At 67.2% G+C, this 19,281-nt stretch carries 17 protein-coding genes and 1 tRNA gene; 11 read left to right on the top strand and 7 right to left on the bottom strand.

The window, feature by feature from the left end; translation table 11 throughout:
- Positions 1-51: 51 nt before the first annotated feature.
- Positions 52-876: an alpha/beta fold hydrolase gene (locus ABC347_RS04600; RefSeq protein ID WP_413244562.1), complete on the bottom strand. Its 825-nt coding sequence runs from the start codon at positions 874-876 to the stop codon at positions 52-54.
- Between the two features lie 119 nt (positions 877-995).
- On the opposite strand from ABC347_RS04600, the gene ABC347_RS04595 reads away from it, so the two are divergent.
- On the top strand, positions 996-1,466 hold the full coding sequence (locus ABC347_RS04595; RefSeq protein WP_413244561.1) for an EF-hand domain-containing protein: 471 nt from the start codon (positions 996-998) through the stop codon (positions 1,464-1,466).
- Between the two features lie 9 nt (positions 1,467-1,475).
- Here ABC347_RS04595 and trmFO read toward each other — a convergent pair whose 3' ends face one another.
- On the bottom strand, positions 1,476-2,783 hold the full coding sequence (trmFO, locus tag ABC347_RS04590; RefSeq protein ID WP_413244560.1) for a methylenetetrahydrofolate--tRNA-(uracil(54)-C(5))-methyltransferase (FADH(2)-oxidizing) TrmFO: 1,308 nt from the start codon (positions 2,781-2,783) through the stop codon (positions 1,476-1,478).
- A 215-nt stretch (positions 2,784-2,998) separates the two neighbouring features.
- On the opposite strand from trmFO, the gene ABC347_RS04585 reads away from it, so the two are divergent.
- The 3 genes from ABC347_RS04585 to ABC347_RS04575 all read left to right on the top strand — a co-directional run bounded on the left by ABC347_RS04585 (position 2,999) and on the right by ABC347_RS04575 (position 4,298).
- On the top strand, positions 2,999-3,394 hold the full coding sequence (locus ABC347_RS04585) for a VOC family protein (protein ID WP_413244559.1): 396 nt from the start codon (positions 2,999-3,001) through the stop codon (positions 3,392-3,394).
- Entirely contained in the window at positions 3,391-3,822 is a 432-nt protein-coding gene (locus ABC347_RS04580) for a DUF488 domain-containing protein (RefSeq protein ID WP_413244558.1), read from the top strand. The genes ABC347_RS04585 and ABC347_RS04580 overlap by 4 nt, the downstream gene beginning before the upstream one ends.
- A gap of 95 nt (positions 3,823-3,917) precedes the next feature.
- Positions 3,918-4,298, top strand: a complete 381-nt coding sequence (locus ABC347_RS04575) for a hypothetical protein (protein ID WP_413244557.1) — start codon at positions 3,918-3,920, stop codon at positions 4,296-4,298.
- A 5-nt stretch (positions 4,299-4,303) separates the two neighbouring features.
- On the opposite strand, the gene ABC347_RS04570 is transcribed toward ABC347_RS04575, so the two are convergent.
- Together ABC347_RS04570 and gyrA are read right to left on the bottom strand one after the other, a co-directional pair.
- Positions 4,304-4,651, bottom strand: a complete 348-nt coding sequence (locus ABC347_RS04570; RefSeq protein ID WP_413244556.1) for a DUF952 domain-containing protein — start codon at positions 4,649-4,651, stop codon at positions 4,304-4,306.
- A complete protein-coding gene (gyrA, locus tag ABC347_RS04565; protein WP_413244555.1) occupies positions 4,648-7,428 on the bottom strand; it encodes a DNA gyrase subunit A in 2,781 nt (926 codons plus the stop codon). Before gyrA ends, ABC347_RS04570 begins: the two co-directional genes overlap by 4 nt.
- Positions 7,429-7,717: 289 nt before the next feature.
- On the opposite strand from gyrA, the gene ABC347_RS04560 reads away from it, so the two are divergent.
- Positions 7,718-8,173 (top strand): DUF3597 family protein, encoded by a 456-nt coding sequence (locus tag ABC347_RS04560; RefSeq protein WP_413244554.1) that lies wholly within the window; start codon positions 7,718-7,720, stop codon positions 8,171-8,173.
- Positions 8,174-8,240: 67 nt separating this feature from the next.
- Here the strand turns inward: ABC347_RS04560 and ABC347_RS04555 are convergent, their stop codons facing one another.
- Positions 8,241-10,541 (bottom strand): putative bifunctional diguanylate cyclase/phosphodiesterase, encoded by a 2,301-nt coding sequence (locus tag ABC347_RS04555; protein WP_413244553.1) that lies wholly within the window; start codon positions 10,539-10,541, stop codon positions 8,241-8,243.
- A gap of 173 nt (positions 10,542-10,714) precedes the next feature.
- The gene (locus ABC347_RS04550) at positions 10,715-12,856 is read right to left on the bottom strand and encodes a FecR domain-containing protein (RefSeq protein ID WP_413244552.1); all 2,142 of its coding nucleotides are present in this window, start codon (positions 12,854-12,856) and stop codon (positions 10,715-10,717) included.
- A 150-nt stretch (positions 12,857-13,006) separates the two neighbouring features.
- Here ABC347_RS04550 and ABC347_RS04545 point away from each other — a divergent pair, with 150 nt between their 5' ends.
- A complete protein-coding gene (locus ABC347_RS04545) occupies positions 13,007-14,653 on the top strand; it encodes a ShlB/FhaC/HecB family hemolysin secretion/activation protein (RefSeq protein ID WP_413244551.1) in 1,647 nt (548 codons plus the stop codon).
- A 15-nt stretch (positions 14,654-14,668) separates the two neighbouring features.
- Here the strand turns inward: ABC347_RS04545 and ABC347_RS04540 are convergent.
- A tRNA-Ser gene (locus ABC347_RS04540) sits at positions 14,669-14,758 on the bottom strand.
- A 123-nt stretch (positions 14,759-14,881) separates the two neighbouring features.
- On the opposite strand from ABC347_RS04540, the gene ABC347_RS04535 reads away from it, so the two are divergent.
- From ABC347_RS04535 to ABC347_RS04515, 5 genes are read left to right on the top strand one after another with little or no spacing between them, the layout of a single operon-like run.
- On the top strand, positions 14,882-15,961 hold the full coding sequence (locus ABC347_RS04535; protein ID WP_413244550.1) for a lytic murein transglycosylase: 1,080 nt from the start codon (positions 14,882-14,884) through the stop codon (positions 15,959-15,961).
- Entirely contained in the window at positions 15,958-16,476 is a 519-nt protein-coding gene (locus tag ABC347_RS04530) for a septal ring lytic transglycosylase RlpA family protein (protein ID WP_413244549.1), read from the top strand. The genes ABC347_RS04535 and ABC347_RS04530 overlap by 4 nt, the downstream gene beginning before the upstream one ends.
- Before the next feature lie 4 nt (positions 16,477-16,480).
- Positions 16,481-17,653: a D-alanyl-D-alanine carboxypeptidase family protein gene (locus tag ABC347_RS04525; RefSeq protein ID WP_413244548.1), complete on the top strand. Its 1,173-nt coding sequence runs from the start codon at positions 16,481-16,483 to the stop codon at positions 17,651-17,653.
- Positions 17,654-17,663: 10 nt separating this feature from the next.
- Positions 17,664-18,284, top strand: a complete 621-nt coding sequence (gene tmk, locus ABC347_RS04520; RefSeq protein ID WP_413244547.1) for a dTMP kinase — start codon at positions 17,664-17,666, stop codon at positions 18,282-18,284.
- Positions 18,281-19,267 carry an AAA family ATPase gene (locus tag ABC347_RS04515; protein WP_413244546.1) on the top strand — a complete coding sequence of 329 codons (987 nt, stop codon included), beginning with the start codon at positions 18,281-18,283 and terminating at the stop codon, positions 19,265-19,267. The genes tmk and ABC347_RS04515 overlap by 4 nt, the downstream gene beginning before the upstream one ends.
- Positions 19,268-19,281 lie beyond the last annotated feature (14 nt).

The following is a 19,281-nucleotide window of genomic DNA, read 5'->3' as shown; positions in this document are numbered from 1 at the left end:
GATCGCTGCCGAGATCCCGGGCTTCGTCGTCGCTATGGAGCGGTGTCTACGTCAGCGGCGCGACAGGAAATCGATCATGTCCTGCGACAGTCGGTCCTTCTCGGTCGCGGTCAGGCCGTGCGGCGCGCCCGAATATTCGACGAGCTCCGCATCGGCGATCCCCTCGGCCGCCTTGCGCGCACTGATGTCGATCGGGACGGTCTTGTCGCTGGTGCCGTGCACGATCAGCGTCGGCACGGTGAAGGCCGGCAGGTCGGGCCGGAAGTCCGTGCTGCTCCAGGCATCGACGCACTTGATCGTTGCCGGCAGCGCTGCCTGCAGCGCCCAGCCGAGCGATTGGTCCAGCACTTCCTGGCTGACCGGGCTCGAAATATAGCCCACGCCGTAGAAGTCCTGCAGGAAGCCGGCCAGGAAATGCGGCCGGTCCTTGCGCAGCTGGTCCTTGATCTGGTCGAACATCGCGGGGTCGGCGCCGTCCGGATTGCTGGCGTCCTTCTTCAGATAGGGCACCACCGACGCGATCAGCCCGGCCTGGCTGATGCCCTTGCCGCCATGGCGCGACATGTACCGCGCGACCTCGCCGCCGCCCATCGAGAAGCCGAACAGCGCCGCATCCTCGGCCCCGGTCGCTTCGATCACCGCAGCCAGATCGTCGGCCAGCGTGTCATAGTCGTAGCCGGAGAAAGGCTGCCCCGATCGCCCGAACCCGCGTCGATCATAGGCGATCGCGCGATAGCCCGCCTCTGCCAGCGCCAGCGCCTGATCGTCCCAGCTGTCGGCGTTGAGCGGCCAACCATGCAGCAGGATCACGGGGCGTCCGGATCCCCAGTCCTTGACGAACAGGTCAACCGAATCGCGGGTCTTGATATAGGGCATGGACAAACTCCTGATTGCGCAGCGACAACGCGGCACCGTGCGCAGGTTTCCACTGGCGTCCGCCATGATCCGGTGCCAGCTTCGACCGCGATCGTGGCAGGGGTGCGACAGGAGGGCGAATGGCGCGTAATCTGGGTTGGGTGGCAGCGGCGCTGCTGCTCGTCGCGGCAGGCTTCTTCTGGATGCGCGGGCCGGCCGAGGCCGGGCAGGGCGGCATGATCCCGCGCCCGCCCGCGCTGACCGACAGCGACAGCCCCGCCCCGGAACCGATCGCCGAGCCGCCGCGCGCAACCGAGAAGACGCGCGAGGAAAAGCGTTTCTCGCGCTATGACAAGGACAAGGACGGCGCGATCGGCCGCGAGGAATATCTGACAGCGCGGCGCAAGGCCTATGCCAAGCTCGACACCAATGGCGACGGGCGGCTGAGCTTCGAGGAATATGCGGTCAAAACGACGGACAAGTTCGCGAAGGCCGATCGCGATCGATCGGGCACGCTGACCGCGGCGGAATTCCTGACCACGCGGGTCGTCCGCAAGCCGGGGCCGCGCAACTGCCCGCCGATGGTGCGACAGGATGCGGCCGACGACTGAGCGGCGCGATCACGCTGCCCATGCGGCCAGAGCCTCGCGCGCCCGCGCCGTGTAGAGCCGTTTGCGATCGGCCTTCTTGGTGCGGCCGAGGATCGGCGGAAACAGTCCGAAATTGACGTTCATCGGCTGATAGGTGTCGGCATCCGCCCCGCTGGTGATGTGCCCGAGCAGCGCGCCCAGTGCTGTCTCGATGGGTGGCGGGGCGAGGCTCGTGCCGGCCAATTCGGCGGCGGCGAACCGCCCGGCCAGCAGCCCGATCGCCGCGCTTTCGACATAGCCTTCGCATCCGGTGATCTGCCCAGCGAAGCGGATGTTCGGCCGGCTGCGCAGCCGTAACGCGCCATCGAGCAGCTTCGGCGACTGGATGAACGTATTGCGATGCAGCCCGCCCAACCGGGCGAACTCGGCTTTCTCGAGCCCGGGAATGGTCCGGAACAGGCGCACCTGTTCGGCATGTTTGAGCTTGGTCTGAAAGCCAACGATGTTCCACAGCGTGCCGAGCGCATTGTCCTGCCGAAGCTGGACGACGGCATAGGGCCAGCGCCCGGTTCGCGGGTCATCGAGCCCGACCGGCTTCATCGGGCCGAAGCGCAAGGTATCGACGCCACGCTCCGCCATCACCTCGATCGGCATGCAGCCGTCGAAATAGGGCGTGTTCCGCTCCCAGTCCTTGAACTCGCCCTTCTCGCCATCGATCAGGCCTTGGTGGAAAGCCAGATACTGGTCCCGATCGAGCGGGCAGTTGATGTAATCCTTGCCCTCGCCTTTGTTCCAGCGGGACTGGAACCAGGCAATGTCCATGTCGATACTGTCGCGGTGGACGATTGGCGCGATCGCATCGAAGAATGCGAGAGCATCGCGTCCGGTTTCAGCAGCGATCGCCCCGGCGAGGTGGCTTGCGGTCAGCGGGCCAGTGGCGAGGATGGCGGGGCCATCCGGCAGCGTGTCGATCCGCTCGCGAACCAGATCGATATTGGGATGGGCCGAAATCGCGGCGGTAACGCCTTCAGCAAAGCCTTCGCGATCGACCGCCAGTGCCGATCCGGCCGGCACGCGGTGGATATCGGCTTGCTCAAGGATCAGCGAGCCGAGGCTGCGCATCTCTGCATGCAGCAGGCCGACCGCATTGCTGTCGGCGTCGTCCGATCGGAAGCTGTTCGAACACACCAGCTCCGCCAGCTGATCGGTATGATGGGCGGGCGTGCCTTCCACGCCGCGCATCTCGGACAACCGCACCTTGTGACCGGACTGCGCGAGCTGCCAGGCGGCTTCGGATCCGGCGAGACCGCCGCCGACGATATGGATGTCATAGCTCATCCGAAGCGCGATACCGAATGCCGGCGGGTGGTTCCAGCCGATCCGCGCGCGCTGCCACTGCGATGCAGATGGCCGGATCGGCGGCGATCCCGATCTTCAAATCAAGTCGGCGACGCTTGAGAACGCGCTCGGGTTGCGCATGTCCAGACACAGTATGAATACTATGTAGCTGGATACAGCTTGCGGGACCTCGCTGGCTGCCGGGAGGAAGGATCTTGCTCGATCATATCGGCGTTGCTGTCTCCAACGCGGAGCGATCGCGGCTTTTCTATCAAGCGGCGCTCGCTCCGCTGGGCATCTCATTGATCCAGTCGATCGCCGCTGCGGACAATGGCAGCGGTGGGGCCGCGCATGGCTTTGGAACGCCGGGTGATCCCTGGTTCTGGGTCGGCGACAATGAGCGGGTTGGGGAGGGCACCCATATCGCGTTTCGCGCGAAGGACCGGGCGGCGGTGCGCGCCTTCCATCAAGCGGCGTTGGCGGCCGGCGGTGTCGATCATGGCGGTCCCGGGCTGCGCCCGCATTACGGGTCCGATTACTATGCGGCATTCGTTCTTGATCCCGATGGCATAAACATCGAGGCCGTCTGTCGCGAGAGGGACGAGGGATGAGGATCTTCACGATCGGCTATGAAGGCGCAACGCAGGCCGATCTGGTGGCGGCTTTGGTCGCCGCCGGGGTGAAGCGCCTGATCGACGTCCGCGCGGTGCCGCTGTCGCGCCGCCCGGGCTTTTCAAAGAATGTGCTGGCCGCCGGCCTGCGCGAGGCGGGCATCGATTATCTTGGACTGAAGCCGCTGGGCACGCCGCCGGCGGGACGCGAGGCGGCACGCAAGCATGATCTGGCCGGTCTGCGGCGGATCTATGCGGTGCAGCTCGACACGCCCGAGGCTATCGTTGCGGCCGCGCAGATGGAGGAGGCGGCGCGCGAACTGCCCTCGGCGCTGCTGTGTTTCGAGCGTGATCCGGCGACCTGCCACCGCAGCCTGCTGGTGGAAGCGGTACTCCCTGGAGCCGAGGTCGTGGACCTCTATGCCTGACGACCCGGGGGTATCGCCGGGCGGAAATATTCATCTCGGGGCAAGGTCGGCAGCGGCAGGAACGTCTTTGGAAAAGCGTCACCCGAAAGGAGACGATGTTGATCTTCAAGCCTTTTCTCGGCGCCGCGATCGCGGCAGCGGCGATCGCGACACCTGCGTCCGCATATGATGTTCAGTTCAAGGGGCGCACCCGCGCCACGCCGACCCTGGTGCGCGATCTGCTGACGACGATCACGCAGCACACCAAGGCAACCCGGAAATGCGCGTTCATCTTTTCGGTGGAGGCAATGACAATGCCGCCCAATTACGTGCCTCAGTCCGCAGCGTATCGAATTTCCGTGCTGGGCCGCGTCTATGAACGCTGGATCGTGAACGCTTGCGGCCAAAAGCTCGGCTATTTCGTTGGCTTCTGGCCCTCGCCACGCGGAGGGAGCGACTTCAAGGTAAGTCCTCTAGCCGGGGGCAGAATGCCTTAGCGACGTCAGGGAGCGGCCGGCAGAATATGCCGGCCATTCTTTCCCAGTGGCATCGGCGCCGCCGCGATCACGGCTAATCTGTCGAGCACGCCGTACAGATGCGGGAAGAGCGCGCCGCCCCGCGACGGCTCCCATCTGACTGCCGCACCGAGCGCGCCGAGGTCGATCGTCGCGCAGATCAGGCCATCTTGTCCGGCGAAATGGCGTGCCGCGGTCTCCGCAAGCTGTGCGGCGGTCGACATGTGGATATAGCCATCCGCGCGATCGACCGGAGCGCCTTCGAAGCGGCCATCCGCCTCGAAGCGCGCCCATTGATCGGCGGTCAGGATCTTGTACGCGACGGCGTCGCTCATTCTTCCGTTTCGCCCGGATCGCCTTCGCCGCCATCGGCAAGGTCCTCGCCGATATCGGTATCCCGCTCGGGCGCGATGGTGACCGGGGCGGGCTCGCCACGGACATCGGCCTCGGCTTCCTCCTCGCTCTCCTTAATCCGCGCGGCGGAGACGACATGCTCGTTATCGGCTACGTTGAACAGGCGCACACCGGCGCTGTTGCGGCCGATGACGCGCGTATCGCCCACTGTCATCCGGATCAGCTTGGCCTGATCGGTGACCAGCATCAGCTGTTCGCCATTATGGGCAGGGAAGCTGGCGACGACCGGGCCGTTCCGCGCGAGATTCTCGATATTGGTGATGCCCTGGCCGCCGCGGCCGGTGCGGCGATATTCATAGGCTGACGTGCGCTTGCCATAGCCATTGGCGCAGACGGTGAGGATGAATTCCTCCGCTGCCTCGAACTCGGCCATTCGCTCTTCGGAGAGGGTCGGCTCGCGGTCGCCATCCTTCCAGGGGGCCGCGCGCAGATAGGCGTCGCGTTCCTCGGTAGTCGCCTCGAAGCCGCGCAGGATCGAGAGCGAGATCACCTCGTCGCCATCGAGCAGGCGGATGCCGCGGACGCCGGTGGCGGTACGGCTCTGGAATTCGCGCACATCGGTCGCCGCAAAGCGGATCGCGCGGCCGCCGCGGGTGGCGAGCAACACGTCATCCTCCTCGGTCAGCAGGCTGACGCCGATCAGCCGGTCGGTTACATCGCCCTCGTCGCCCTCGCCGAAGCGCATCGCGATCTTGCCAGCGGTCGGCACATTGGCGAACGCATCCATCGAATTGCGGCGGACCGTGCCGTGTGCGGTGGCGAACAGGATGTGGAGCTTGCCCCATTCATTCTCGTCCTCGGGCAGCGGCAGAACGGTGGTGATGGTTTCCCCGGCGGCCAGCGGCAGCAGGTTGACCATCGGCCGGCCACGGGCCTGGGGCGCGCCTTCGGGCAGCCGCCAGACCTTCTTGCGATAGACCTTGCCGTGATTGGAGAAGAACAGCACCGGCGTGTGCGTCGACGTGACGAACAGCGCGGTGACCGCATCTTCGTCCTTGGTGGCCATGCCCGAACGGCCCTTGCCACCCTTCTTCTGGGCGCGGAACGCGTCGAGCGGGGTGCGCTTGATGTAGCCGCCATGAGTAACGGTGACGACCATGTCCTCGCGCTCGATCAGGTCCTCATCGTCGATATCGTCGCCGGCGGGTGCGATCAGCGTGCGGCGCGGCGTCGCGAACTCGGCGCGGATTGCGTCGAACTCCGCGCGCATCACCGCATAGAGCTTCACCCGATCACCGAGGATCGCGAGCAGTTCGGCGATCGACTCGGACAGCTTCTGCAGCTCGCCGCCAATCTCGTCGCGCCCGAGCGCCGTCAGCCGGTGGAGCCGCAGATCGAGGATCGCGCGGACCTGGATGTCCGACAGGCGATAGGTCGGCTCGTCGCCGATCGTCTCGACCGCTTCGACCAGCTTGATATAGCCTTCGATCTGGTCGCGCGGCCATTCGCGCGCGGCGAGCGCGGCGCGCGCCTCGGCCGGGCTGGCGGAAGCGCGGATGATGCGAACGACCTCGTCAAGATTGGTGACGGCGACCACCAGGCCGAGCAGGATGTGCGCCCGCTCGCGCGCCTTCAGCAGTTCGAACTTCGAACGCCTGGTGATCACTTCCTCGCGGAAGCGGACGAACGCCTCGATAATGTCGCGCAGCGACAGGATCTCGGGCCGGCCGGCGCGGATCGCGAGCATGTTGGCCGGGAAACTGGTCTGCGCCTGGGTGTGACGCCAGAGCTGGTTGAGCACGACGTCCGGTGTCGCGTCACGCTTCAGGTCGATCACGATGCGCACGCCGTGTCGGCTCGATTCGTCGCGAATGTCACTGACGCCTTCGATCCGCTTGTCCTTCGCGGCCTCGGCAATGCCTTCGACCAGCCCGTTCTTGCCGAGCTGGTAGGGGATCTCGGTCAGCACGATCGACCGGCGATCGCCGCGGCCTTCCTCGACGATGTGGCGCGATCGCATGATGATCGAGCCGCGCCCGGTGTGATAGGCTTTCCGCGCCGCACCCTGGCCGAGGATCAGGCCGCCGGTCGGGAAATCGGGGCCCGGCACGATCTCGATCAGCTCGTCGACCGTGATCAGCGGGTTTTCGATGAACGCAATGCAGGCATCCACCACCTCGCCCAAATTGTGCGGCGGGATGTTGGTGGCCATGCCGACCGCGATGCCGCCCGCACCGTTGACCAGCAGGTTGGGAAAGCGCGCCGGCAGCACCAGCGGCTCCTGCCGGGATCCGTCATAGTTCGGACCGAAATCGACCGTGTCCTTGTCGATATCCTCCAGCAGCGTCATCGCCGCCTTCGTCAGCCGCGCTTCGGTGTAGCGCATCGATGCGGGCAGGTCGGGATCCATCGATCCGAAATTGCCCTGGCCATCGACCAGCAGCACGCGCATCGCCCAATCCTGCGCCATGCGGGCAAGCGCCATGTAGATCGAGCTATCGCCATGCGGATGGTAATTGCCCATCACGTCGCCGACGATCTTGGCGGACTTGCGATACGGCCGGCCGGGCACGAAGCCGCCTTCCTGGCTGGCGAAGAGGATCCGGCGGTGAACCGGCTTCAGCCCATCGCGCACGTCGGGCAAGGCGCGCGCGACGATGACCGACATCGCATAGTCGAGATAGGAGGTCCGCATCTCGTCGACGATCGAGACGGGCGAGATGTCGCTGGTGTCGGCAATAGGTGGCGTGGTGGCCAAGGCTGGATCCCGAATTGATGACGGTGGCGGGCCGGCGAACCCCGGCTGCGCCGCTCTACCGCCCCCGTAACCAAAGCGCCACCCTTCGCGCGTATGCGCGCGGGGAGGCAACTTTCCCCCGCTCCAGCGGCTGCCGCTCTATGCTTTCGTACGCATGCGGCCCGGCTATCATAGCTGCACTGTATCCGAACACCGGCTCGGCGGGATTAATGGCGTGCGGCCACGCATGACTGATGCAGCGCTCTCGCCAATCGCGCGTTGACGGCGGCCAGACCGGAAGGAACCAGCGATGAGCCTATTCGACAAGATCAAGCATGCCATCTTCGGGGACGAGGGGCCGCTCGGCGGTCAGTTTTCCCGCGACAAGCCTGCCGCCCCGGCGCCGTCCGCGCCGCCGCCCCGTGCAGCACAGCCGGCGCGACCGCCTGCGTCCCCCGCCGCACCGGTTGCGCCCGCAGCTCCTGCAGCTCCGGTTGCGCCTGCAGCGCCAGTAGATGTCGATGCCGTTTTGACCAAGCTGGCAGCGGAGAAGGGCCGGCCCAGCAATTGGCGTCAATCGATCGTTGATCTCCTACAGCTCCTCGATCTCGATTCGAGCCTGGCCGCGCGGAAGGAGCTTGCTGCCGAGTTGAACGTGCATGCCGGGGATCATGGCAGCGCCGAACAGAATATCGCGCTGCATCGGGCCGTGATGAAGCAGCTCGCCGCCAATGGCGGCAAGGTACCGCCCGAGCTTCAGGACTGAATTAAGTTACCGGCTCGGCCGGCGCATCCAGTTCGCGCCGGCCGGGCCGGTCATTACCGCCGACAGTTCATGCCGCCTTGGATCCGGCATCCCGGATCAGCAGTTCCATGAGCGCTGCCGCCGTAACCGGACGGCTGATGAGATAGCCTTGGGCCACGTCGCAGCCTGCGGAGCGAAGGAAGTCGAGGCAGGCGGTATCCTCAACCCCCTCGGCGACGACCTTCAGGCCGAGCGCGTGAGCCAGGTCGATCGTCGATCGCACCAGCACGGAATCATTCCGATTCTCATGCGCATGCTGCACAAAGCTGCGATCCATCTTGAGTTCCGAAAGCGGCAGATGGCGGAGATGGGAGAGGGTCGACTGGCCAGTGCCATAGTCGTCGAGCGAGATCGCGATGCCCATGGCGCGATAGCGCTCGAGCGCGATCCTCGCCCGTTCCGGATCGTCGATCGCTGCCGTCTCGGTCACCTCGAAGATTAGCGACGCGGGCGCGACCGGTCCGCGATCGAACAGCCGGCGGACCTCGAGATCGAAATCGTCCGACGCGACCAGCTTCGCCGAGATGTTGACTGCCGCCTTGATCGGGAAGCCCTGGCGATGCCAGGCGGCGAGATCCTGCATCGTGCGCTCGATCACGTAGAGCGTGAGCGCGGCGATGCGGTTCGATTGCTCGGCCAGCGGGATGAATTGATCGGGTCCGATGAAGCCGCGAACCGTATGCGGCCAACGGACCAGCGCCTCGACGCTGCCGATTGCATTGGCGGCAAGATCGAGCTTTGGCTGATAATGGACTTCGATCGCGCGGTCCGTCAGCGCCTGATCCAGTTCGCCCATCAGCGACGTCTGCCGTTCCAGCGACGCCCGGTCGACTTCGGTCTGGCGCCAGAATGCGCCATCGCGACGGGCTTCGTCGGCCGCCAAAGCAGCTTCGGCGAGGCAGGCATCGATCCCGCAGCGGCAGACCGAGACACCGATCGTCATCACGATATCGACCTGGCGGCCTGCAATCTCCATCGGACGCAGCATGACCGCCCGTAGACCGTCGAGCGCGTCCTGATAGGCCTCATCAGCCAGCGGGAAACCCAGCATGCGATTGGTAAGCCTGAAGACCTCGCCATCGATCGCGACGAGCTTCAATCGCTCGGCGACCCGCTGGATCAGCACGCTATCCGCCTCTCGGCCGACCACGGCGGCAAGTTCGTCGAAATTGTCGATATGCGCGACCGCCAGGCGAAACTCCGGCCGGCCGGCCAGCGATCCGATGAGTCCGCGGCGGTTTGGCAGGCCGCTTTCGTCGTCGATCGATCGCTGAGCGGCGAAACGCTCGATGATGTCGCGCGCGAAGCGCCCGATCGTGGCGACCATGACCAAAATCAGCGCCGGGGCGAGTGGATAGACGATCCCGATCTGCGCCTGGGCCATGACTGCGCCGGTGCAAAGCGCCGCCAGTGCATAGACACAAGCCATGGCGGCCCAGCGCGGTGCGCGCGGTGCGAGGATCAGGAAGCCGAGCAGCGACGCAGCGACGAGCCCGACCAGCGGGCTGCCATTGTCCGGAATGCCGGCCAGCAGGCTTTCGGCGGCGAGCGCCTGGACGACAACGCCCGGCTGCACCCCCCAGCGCGGAACGCCGTAGCGATCACCCATTTCGACTGCGGTGGCGCCGATCAACACGCTCTTGCCGGCAATGGCGCTGGGGTCGAAGTGCCCGTCACGAACGGCGATGAAGCTGAGCCGGGGAATGGTTGCGGGTTCGATGCCGTAATCGATCGGGAACAGCCGATCGGCTGTGCCGGAGGCGCGCGCAATGTAGGCGGAAAGCGAGGGGCGGGGGGTGCCCTGTGTCATCGTGGCGAGCGGCGCCCGGCGCACGATGCCATCGGGATCGGGTGAGATACTGACCGATGCCAGCATGGCATCCTTGCGAAGCGACGCGATCGGCAAGGCGTCGATCGAGCGGTCATCATCCATCGCGGCGCGCTGCGCGAAGGTCGGCAGCGCCACCAAGCCTTTGGCGCGAACGATCGCGGCCGCGAACGCTCTGTCACCGTCGGGCGTGGAAGGAGAGGAGAAGTCGACGTCGAATACGATATCGGCGGCGCCGGCTTTTGCCAGCCGATCGACGACTGCCACATAATGATCGCGCGGCCACGGCCAGCGGTCGATCTTCGAGATGCTGGCAGCATCCATCTCGACGACGACCACCTTGCCCGATGCCGGACGACTGACGGCTGCGAACCGCAGCGGATCGAGGGCGCGGTCGGCGGCCTGGCCGAACTGGCTGAGCGCAGTCGCGATCGCCACTGCGAGCGCGACAGTCAGGATCAGCCAGCTGCTCGCCCGGCGGGAGGAGAGGCGGAACGTCATTGCCCGGGCCTGGCCGGCCCGCCCGTTGTCGACATCCGCATCGCGATACCCTTTCCCTGCGGCACCCGGCGAAGCCACCGCCGATCGGTTCGGCGTAAGGTGCAACAGCTAAGGCCGCGTAAACCCGATCGGATATCGGTGGAGGGGAGCCCCCGACGCGGGGTCGCCAGGGTTCAGATCTTGCCGCCCTTGACCTTGCCGATCAAAGTCTCGAGCGCGTTGGCGGCGTCCTTGCCGGCCTTGTCTGCATCCTTCGCGGCATCCTTTGCGGCCTTGTCGGCGGCCTTGGCGATATCCTCCGCGATCCGAGCGGCATCGCGCGCTGCCTTTTCCTGGTCCTTGGCGGCGTCCTCAGCAGCCTTTGCCGAAGCGCGCTCGGCGTCCTTGGCGGCCTTGTCGGCATCCTTCGCCGCCTTGTCGTTTGCCGCCTTCTCGGCTTCGTGCGCGGCGCGTTCGGCCTCGCGGGCGGCATCCTTCGCGGCCTTGTCCGTATCGGCGCGTGCCGCCTCGCGAGCCAGGCGGTCGCGTTCAGCACGGGCGGCGTCCTCTGCTGCCCGCGCCGCATCTTCCGCAGCCTTCCGCGCTTCGCGAGCAGCCTTCTCGGTTTCTTTGGCGGCGTCCTTTGCCGCCTTGTCGGCATTTTCGCGCGCCAACCGCTCGGCATCGCGCGTGGCGCGGGCGGCGTCTTCGGCAGCGGCTCGAGCAGCATCCTTGGCAGCGCGGTCGGCTTGTGCCCGCGCAGCGCGCTCGGCCGCTTCGGCCGACCGGCCCGCATCACGTTCCGCATCGCGCGCGGCGCGCTCGGCCGCGGCCGCGGCATCCATCGCCGCACGCTCGGCCGCTGCGCGGCTGATCGGATCCGCGGCCTGGTCGGCGGCGAGTTCGGCACTGATCCGTGCCGCTTCCTCGGCCGCCCGAGCGGCGGCAGTCGCAATTGCAGCTGTCTCCGTGGCGGCGGCTTCGGCCGCAGCCCGTTCCGCATCGCGCGCGGCACGATCGGCGGCGGCTTGGACTGCGGCCTCGGCAGCCTGCGCGGCCAGGGTGGCTGCGTCCTCGGCTGCTCGAGACGCGGCGGCGCTGGTGGCGGCCTCGCGGGCGGCAGTCTCTGCGCTGGCCTGGGCAGCGGCTTCGGCTGCGCGGCTGGCGGCATCCGCAGCGGCGTCTGCGGCGGCGCGGGCGGCATCCTTGGCGGCCTGATCCGCCGCGGCGCGGGCGGCCTCCTCGGCTGCCTGCGCGGCATTTGCCTGTGCTTCGGCAGCGGCATTGCCGGCCGCGACCTGCGCCGCCTGACTCGCGGCCTGCTCGCTGGCGGCCTGTTCGGCGCTGGCGGCCGAGGCGGCGGCCGCTGCGGCGGCAGCCTGATTTGCAGCCTCGGCATCGCGCTTGGCAGCGGCGGCCGCGTCAGCCTGAGCCAGGCTGTCGGTGGCCATTCCGGACGCCGACTGGCTGGCAACCGAGAGCGAGGCGATCTCGGTCAGCTTCACGGTCGTGGTTGCGGCCTCGGTCGACACTGCAGTCGCCCGGGCAACCGATTCCACCGCTGGATCGACAGCCGCGACCGGCGTGAACACAGCCGCCTGAATGCCGGCGCTGCCCTCGACCAGCCCATTGGTCGTATCGGTGAGCGCGACCGGCTCCTCATAGATCGCCGCGATGACACCCGCGGGCTGCTCGGCATCTTCGGATACCGGTGCTGTCTCCGCCAATGGGGCCGGCTCGGACGCAGGCGCATCGGATGCGGCTGGCGAATCGAACACGCGCGGCGGGCCATCGCCTTCGATGCGCAGCCTGAAGCGGCTGTCGGCACCGACCAGCGCCATCGCGCCTGGCGTCAGGCGATCAGTGGCACCGCCGTCGAGCGTGGCGACATCGACCGCGCCTTCCACGACCTGAACCGTCGCGCCCTTGTCCGACACCCCGACGCTGAAGGTCGTGCCTTTTACGACCGCCGCGAGATATGGGGTCTTCACGCTGAAGTGCGGCATCGTCATCTTCTTGATCATGAAGACGATGTTGCCGAACTCCTCGAACACCTGGGTGATTCCGCCCGATTGTTCCGCTTCGGGAAGCCGCAGCCGGGTGCCGGGTGCGACCATCATATATTCCTGACCACGCACGATAACGGCGCGTGCGCCCTTGCCCGTATTGATGATATCGCCGGGCTTCAGGGCGCCGCCGCGGGTGGCGACGCGCGATACGCCCGCGCTGGTGACCTGGACCGGTCCCGATGCCTCGCTGATGACCCAGCCGGGGGTCGCGGCAAGCACGGCCGTGGGGCAAGCGCTCGCCAGCAGCAGGACCAGACTGTTTCGCATCAAACGCACTCCGAAAACCCAGTGTCGGCAGCCTGCGTACGCGGCGAGACCTTTTTAAATATGAGCGGATGCAGTTAACGCCCGGCCGCATCACGCTTTTTCAATACCTTCGGAACGAAAGAGGGCGCTCCCATGGCGTGAGACCGGCGAATGCGTATCCAGATCAAATTTCTTGCCGCGGCAGGCCTCGCCATGACCATGCCGGTCCAGGCACAGAATGTGCTCGACCGCGCCGACCCCACAATCACGCGCGATTCACTGCCGACCAAGGAAACGCCCGCTCCGCCGCCTGCGATCAGTGTCGAGGGCGCCCCCGATCCGACAGCAGGGACGCGCGCCGGTCCGTCGATCGTCGCGGGTGCGATCCGGGTGATCGGCAACGAGGTGGTACCGACATCGGCCTTCGCCCCGGTGTTCGGCAGGTTCGTCGGGCAATCGCTGGATGCATCGGGCTTGCGCGATCTGGCCCGGGCCGTGGCCGATGTCGCGCGCGGGCGCGGGCTAGCCTTCGCCACGGCGTCGATCCAGCCTCAGTCGATGGCCGGTGGCCTGATCGAGGTCACTCTGGACGAGGGACGGATCGATGCCGTCCGCGCGCTGGGCGCAAGCAACGCCGCAGCAGAACGAATCCTTGATCGGCTGCGCGGCCGGCGTGCGATCACCCGATCGGAACTGGAACGCACATTGCTCGCGATCGGCGACATCCCTGGCGTCCGCGTCAAGGAAAGTCGCTTCGTTCGCCAGGATGGCTTCGGCATCCTGCTCGTCACCATCGTCGAAGACCGCGCCAACGCCTTTTTCCAGGTCGATAATCGCGGTAGCAGCGAGGTCGGTCCGATCCGCTCCACCTTGCTCGCAAACCTCCGCGGCGTCGCGACGGCCGGCGACGAGATCGGCCTGCTGGCGGCCAACACGCCCAACGACCCGAAGGAATTCGCATTCTTCGGCGCGCGCTATGCGCTGCCCGTAATCGCCACCGGCGGGCGGCTGACGTTCGGCGGATCCTATGGCCGGTCCAATCCGGGGGCCAGCCTCAGCGCCTTCGACGTGGTCGGCAAGAGCGTCGAGGCCTATCTGAGCTACAGTCATGCGCTGATCCGCCGCAAGGCGCACAGCCTGTGGGCCGGGTTGGAACTGCGCGGCACGGGAATCGACCAGGATATTCTCGGCCGGCCATTGCGCCGCGATCGGCTGACGACGCTGGCGGTGTCGATCAACGGCCGCGGCACGATCGCTGGCGGTACATACAGCAGCGAATTGACGGTAACGGCGGGGCTGCCGGTCGGCGACGCCACTCGCGAAGGCGATCTGCTGAGCTCGCGCGACGATGGCGACGCCCGGTTCGTGACAGCGGGCTTCGCTGCCGACTGGGACAAGCGGTTGAGCGAGCGGCTGAGCCTGCGCCTGGCCTCAGCCGGGCAGCTGGCCAGCCGCCCGTTGCTGGCGACCGCCGAGATCGGCGCCGGCGGCCCGACGTTCGGTCGCGCCTATGACTATAGCGAACGCACCGGCGACAGCGGCATCCTGGGCAGCGCGGAACTGCGGCTGGATTTCCAGCGCGGTCCGCGCGATCTCATCGAGCGGCTGCAGCTCTACGGCTTCGTCGATGGCGGCTATGTCGACAATCTGCGGAACGGCTTCGGCGGCGGCAGCCTGCTGTCGAGCGGCGCGGGGGTTCGCCTCGGCTGGAAGCGGATCGATCTGGGTTTCGAGATGGCAGTACCGCTCAACGCCGACCGCTTCGACAGCCGCGACCGCACCCCTCGCGCCTCGGTCCGCGCCGCGATGCGATTCTAATCGATCGACGGCCGGTGGCGGAAGAGGTGGGATTCGAACCCACGGTGAGCGTGAACCCACGGCGGTTTTCAAGACCGCTGCCTTAAACCACTCGGCCACTCTTCCCGCGGCGGGGGGATGGCTCAATCCGGCTGCGGGTGCAAGCGGTGCGGCGTGGCCGGACTGCGACGATGGGGTTTCCTGCGCGGGCCCGGCTGTGCGAAGCTGCCGGACGAGTGGGAGACAGGCATGCGCCAGGGTTGGCAGCGAGTGATGATTGGTGTGGCGATGCTGGCCGGGGCAGGGGCGATGCGCGTCGCCGCACCGGCCGAGGCGCAATTGCCTGGCGCCGATGTGATCGACGATCGCGAAGCCGCGTTCCGCGCCTTTCTCGATGGGCTGCGGCCGCGTGCCATGCGCGCCGGCATCCGCGCCGATACGCTCGATCGCGTATTGCCGACGCTGAGCTACAATCCGCGCGTCGTGGCGCTCGACCGCGATCAACCGGGCGGGAATCCCAACGCGCCGGCGGCCGCGATCCCGCGCTTCGCACCTTACAAGGCCCGCCATGTCGATGCCGACCGGATCGGGCGGGGCCGGAAGCGTTACCAGGATTTGCGTCCGAAGCTGGCGCGGATCGAGGCACGTACCGGCGTGCCCGAATCGGTGATGATGGCGATCTATGGCCATGAGACCGGCTATGGCACCTATGTCGGCGATTTCGATCTGCTGCGCTCGCTGGCGACGCTGGCCTATGACGGGCGTCGTCGCGAACTGTTCACTACCGAATTCATCGCGACCCTGCAGCTGCTGCAGTCGGGCATCCCGCGCGAGCGGCTGAAGGGCAGCTGGGCCGGGGCGACCGGCTATCCGCAGTTCCTGCCGAGCATGTATCTGCGACTGGCGGTGGACGGCGACGGCGATGGCCGCCGCGACATCTGGACCAACGAGACAGATGCGCTGGCGTCGATCGGCAATTATCTGGTCAATGCCGGCTGGAAGCCCAACGTTCCCTGGGGCGTGGCCGTGCGCGTGCCGGCGGAGCTCGATCGTCAGGGATTGCGCGCACGGATCACATCACCGCGCTGCCCGCGTGTGCACGAACGGCACAGCCGCTGGCTAACGATGGCCGAATGGCGTGCGCTGGGCGTGCAGCCGGTCAGCTGGCCGGCGCCGGCGGAGAATGAGTTCGCCAGCCTGATCGAACCCGACGGACCGGGCGCGACCGCCTATCTGCTGACGACCAACTATCGATCGATCCTCGATTATAACTGCTCCAATTTCTACGCGCTGTCGGTGGGCCTGCTGGCCGACGAAGTGGCGCGGTGAGGGCGGCCGGCGCGCTGGCGCTGGCCGGGTGCATGGCGCTGGCCGGCTGCGCGGGCGATCGCGGGCGCGGCGCGGCAGGGGCGGTCAAGATCGGCAAGCCCTATACCATCGCCGGCCGCACTTATTATCCGGCGGACGACCGCCGCTATGACCGCACCGGCCTGGCATCCTGGTACGGGCCTGGCCATGCGGGTCGCGCGACCGCGAATGGCGAACGCTATCGCCCTGGTGACCTGACCGCTGCGCATCCGACCTTGCCGATGCCCTGCCTGGTCGAGGTGACCCGGCTGGATGACGGCCGCCGGGTGATCGTGAGGATCAACGATCGCGGCCCGTTCGTCCCCGGCCGGATCATCGATCTGTCGCAGGCCGCAGCTCAGCGGATCGGGCTGGTGCGCGACGGGATCGCCCAGGTGCGCGTGCGGCGGATCGATCGCCGCGCCGCGACCGATCCGGTGCTGGCGCAGGCGACAGCGGATGGTTATCAGGCGTCCGATCCTTCCGCCCACAAGTGAGTAGATGATGCGTCTCAAATCCCTTTCGCTGTTCGCGCTGCTGGCGGCAGGCGCTGCCCCGGCCGCGGCACCGCCGTTCGACACGCCGGCACCGGTCGCCTTCATGAAGGATCTGTCGTCGGGTGCGATCCTGTTCGCCCGCGATGCCGATCGGCGGATGCCGCCCGCGTCGATGGCGAAGATGATGACGGTCTATGTAGTGTTCGACCTGATCAAGAAGGGCGAGCTCAGCCTGGACAAGATGATCACGGTGCAGCCGGAAACGTGGCGGCGCTGGCACGGGCCCGAAGCCGGTTCGACGATGTTCCTTTCCCCCGGTGAGCAGGTAAGCGTGCGCAACCTGCTGCACGGCATCGTCACGCTTTCCGGCAACGATGCATGTGTTGTGCTGGCCGAGGGCATTTCGGGCACCGAACCCGCGTTCGTGGCGCTCATGAACCGGCGCGCGAAAGAGCTGGGGATGACGAACAGCAATTTCGGCAATTCGAACGGTTGGCCGGATGCAGGCGTGACCTTCGTGACCGCCCGCGACCTATCGACGCTGGCCGAGCGGACGATCGAGGATTTCCCCGATCTCTACAAGGCGTACTACAGCCAGAAGAGCTTCACGTGGGGCAAGACCATGGGCTCGGGTGCCGACATCACCCAGGCCAATCGTGATCCGCTGCTGGGCCGCGTCGCTGGCGCCGACGGGCTGAAGACCGGCCACACGTCCGAAGCGGGCTACGGCTTCACCGGCTCGGCTAAGCAGAACGGCCGCAGGCTGGTGATGGTGCTGGCCGGGCTCGACAGCTTCAACGGCCGGATCGAGCAGTCGGTCGCGTTCATGAACTGGGGCTTCGGTGCGTGGACGGCCAAGCCGCTTTTCAAGAAGGGCCAGGCGGTGCAGACCGCGCGCGTGCAGCTGGGCAGCGAGGATCAGGTCGGGCTGGTCGCGCCGCGCGATCTTTCGGTCACGGTTCCGGCCGGGCTGGGATCGGATCTCCGGATGCGCGTCGTCTATGATGGCCCGCTGAAGGCGCCGATCAAGGCCGGCACCCATGTCGCTGATCTCGTGGTAGCGACGGCCGACATGCCGCCGCAGCGGCTGCCGCTGGTCGCCGCCGCCGATGTCGCCGAAGCGGGCTTCTTCGGGCGGATCTGGGCCGGGCTGCGCTGGCTGCTCGGCATGGCCTGATCCGCGGTACGTGACGCGCGGGCGGTTCATCACGCTGGAGGGCGGGGAAGGGGTCGGCAAGTCCACCCAGGCGCGTGCGTTGGGCACCGCGCTGCGTACGCGCGGGATCGATCTGGTGGAGACGCGCGAACCCGGCGGCAGCGCCGGCGCAGAGGCGATCCGCAGCCTGTTGTTCGAGCGTGATTGGGACGATGGCCCAGAAGCACTGTTGTTCGCGGCCGCCCGCGGCGACCATGTTGCGAGGACGATCGCGCCCGCGCTTGCCGCGGGCCGGTGGGTGCTGTGCGACCGGTTTGTCGACAGCTCGCGCGCCTATCAGGGCATGGCGAGCGGGCTCGGCCTGGATCGCATCGCGGCATTGCACGAGACCGGCAGCGGCGGGCTGCTTCCCGATCTCACACTGCTGCTGACGGCACCGCCCGAGGCCATCGCGACCCGTCTGAAAGCGCGCGACGACGGCCGCGCCGACCGGTTCGATGCTCGCGGCGCAAATTATCATCGGCGGGTCGCAGACGGGTTCCAGGCTCTGGCCGCGGCGGAGCCGGCACGCTTCCGGATCATCGACGCGCTCGGCGAGCCGACGGCCGTGACCAATCGGTTGTTGGCAGCAATCGACGGGGCGTTCGCATGACGCCAATCGGTCATGACGCCAACCTAGCGACCTTTCTGGCAGCGATGGCCAGCGGCCGGCTGCATCATGCTTGGTTGCTGACCGGGCCCCGCGGCGTGGGCAAGGCGATGTTCGCCGATGCGGCCGCCGCACGACTATTGGCCGAGGCCGCTGGGCCGCCGCCGACCGACACCGGGCTGGATGTGGAGCCCGATCATCGCATCGCGCGCCTGATCGCGGCCGGATCGCATCCGGATCTGATCCGGTTGACGCGGCTGGAGAATGACAGGACAAAGTCGCTCGCGCGCAATATCAGCGTCGATCAGATCCGCGGGCTCGGGCCGCGCTTCGCCACCATGCCCAGCCTGTCGCCACGGCGGGTCGTCGTGATCGATGCAATCGATGACCTGGAGGCGCCGGCCGCCAATGCGCTGCTGAAATCGTTGGAGGAACCGCCTGCGGGCACCATTTTCCTGCTGGTCAGCCATGCGCCCGCCCGGCTGTTGCCAACCGTTCGCTCGCGCTGCCGGCAACTGCGCTTTGGGCGACTCGATGCCGCGGACATGGCCCGCGTGCTGCGCGGCGCGCTGCCCGGCGCGACCGAGGAGGAGATCGCCGTACTGGCAGCAATCGGTGCCGGATCGCCGGGGGCGGGGTTGCGCTTTGCCGGTCTCGAGATTGCAGCGCTGGATGCTGAGCTCGACCGGCTGGCGCGAGACGGCGATCGCGGCAATGCCCGGCGTTCTGCGCTGGCACAGTCGCTGTCGGCAAAGGCCGCGCAGCCGCGCTACGAGGCGTTCCTGGATCGGGCGCCGAGCCGTATCGCTCAGGAAGCGCAGCGTCGGCAAGGGCTCGCGCTGGCGGCCGCGATCGGCCTTTGGGAGCACGCGCGCGACCTTGCGCGCGCTGCACCCGGCCTATCGCTCGATCCGCAGACGACCGTCTTCGAGATTGCGGGGCTGGTCGCGGCGCTTGCCCCCGACGAGCGCTCGGTTAAAGGCTGAGGCTTGTCGAGAGA

Origin of the sequence: Sphingomonas canaveralia, assembly GCF_047238125.1 — a bacterium.
Classification (GTDB): Bacteria; Pseudomonadota; Alphaproteobacteria; order Sphingomonadales; family Sphingomonadaceae; genus JBDFMH01.
Note: the sequence above shows the minus strand (reverse complement) of the source record. Positions and strands in the feature narration are given on the sequence as shown.

Coding starts and splice junctions, on each gene's coding strand:
- ABC347_RS04600 (WP_413244562.1), bottom strand. CDS start 876: ATGCCCTATATCAAGACCCGCGATTCGGTTGACCTGTTCGTCAAGGAC.
- ABC347_RS04595 (WP_413244561.1), top strand. CDS start 996: ATGGCGCGTAATCTGGGTTGGGTGGCAGCGGCGCTGCTGCTCGTCGCG.
- trmFO (WP_413244560.1), bottom strand. CDS start 2,783: ATGAGCTATGACATCCATATCGTCGGCGGCGGTCTCGCCGGATCCGAA.
- ABC347_RS04580 (WP_413244558.1), top strand. CDS start 3,391: ATGAGGATCTTCACGATCGGCTATGAAGGCGCAACGCAGGCCGATCTG.
- ABC347_RS04575 (WP_413244557.1), top strand. CDS start 3,918: ATGTTGATCTTCAAGCCTTTTCTCGGCGCCGCGATCGCGGCAGCGGCG.
- ABC347_RS04570 (WP_413244556.1), bottom strand. CDS start 4,651: ATGAGCGACGCCGTCGCGTACAAGATCCTGACCGCCGATCAATGGGCG.
- ABC347_RS04560 (WP_413244554.1), top strand. CDS start 7,718: ATGAGCCTATTCGACAAGATCAAGCATGCCATCTTCGGGGACGAGGGG.
- ABC347_RS04555 (WP_413244553.1), bottom strand. CDS start 10,541: ATGACGTTCCGCCTCTCCTCCCGCCGGGCGAGCAGCTGGCTGATCCTG.
- ABC347_RS04550 (WP_413244552.1), bottom strand. CDS start 12,856: ATGCGAAACAGTCTGGTCCTGCTGCTGGCGAGCGCTTGCCCCACGGCC.
- ABC347_RS04545 (WP_413244551.1), top strand. CDS start 13,007: ATGCGTATCCAGATCAAATTTCTTGCCGCGGCAGGCCTCGCCATGACC.
- ABC347_RS04535 (WP_413244550.1), top strand. CDS start 14,882: ATGCGCCAGGGTTGGCAGCGAGTGATGATTGGTGTGGCGATGCTGGCC.
- ABC347_RS04525 (WP_413244548.1), top strand. CDS start 16,481: ATGATGCGTCTCAAATCCCTTTCGCTGTTCGCGCTGCTGGCGGCAGGC.
- ABC347_RS04515 (WP_413244546.1), top strand. CDS start 18,281: ATGACGCCAATCGGTCATGACGCCAACCTAGCGACCTTTCTGGCAGCG.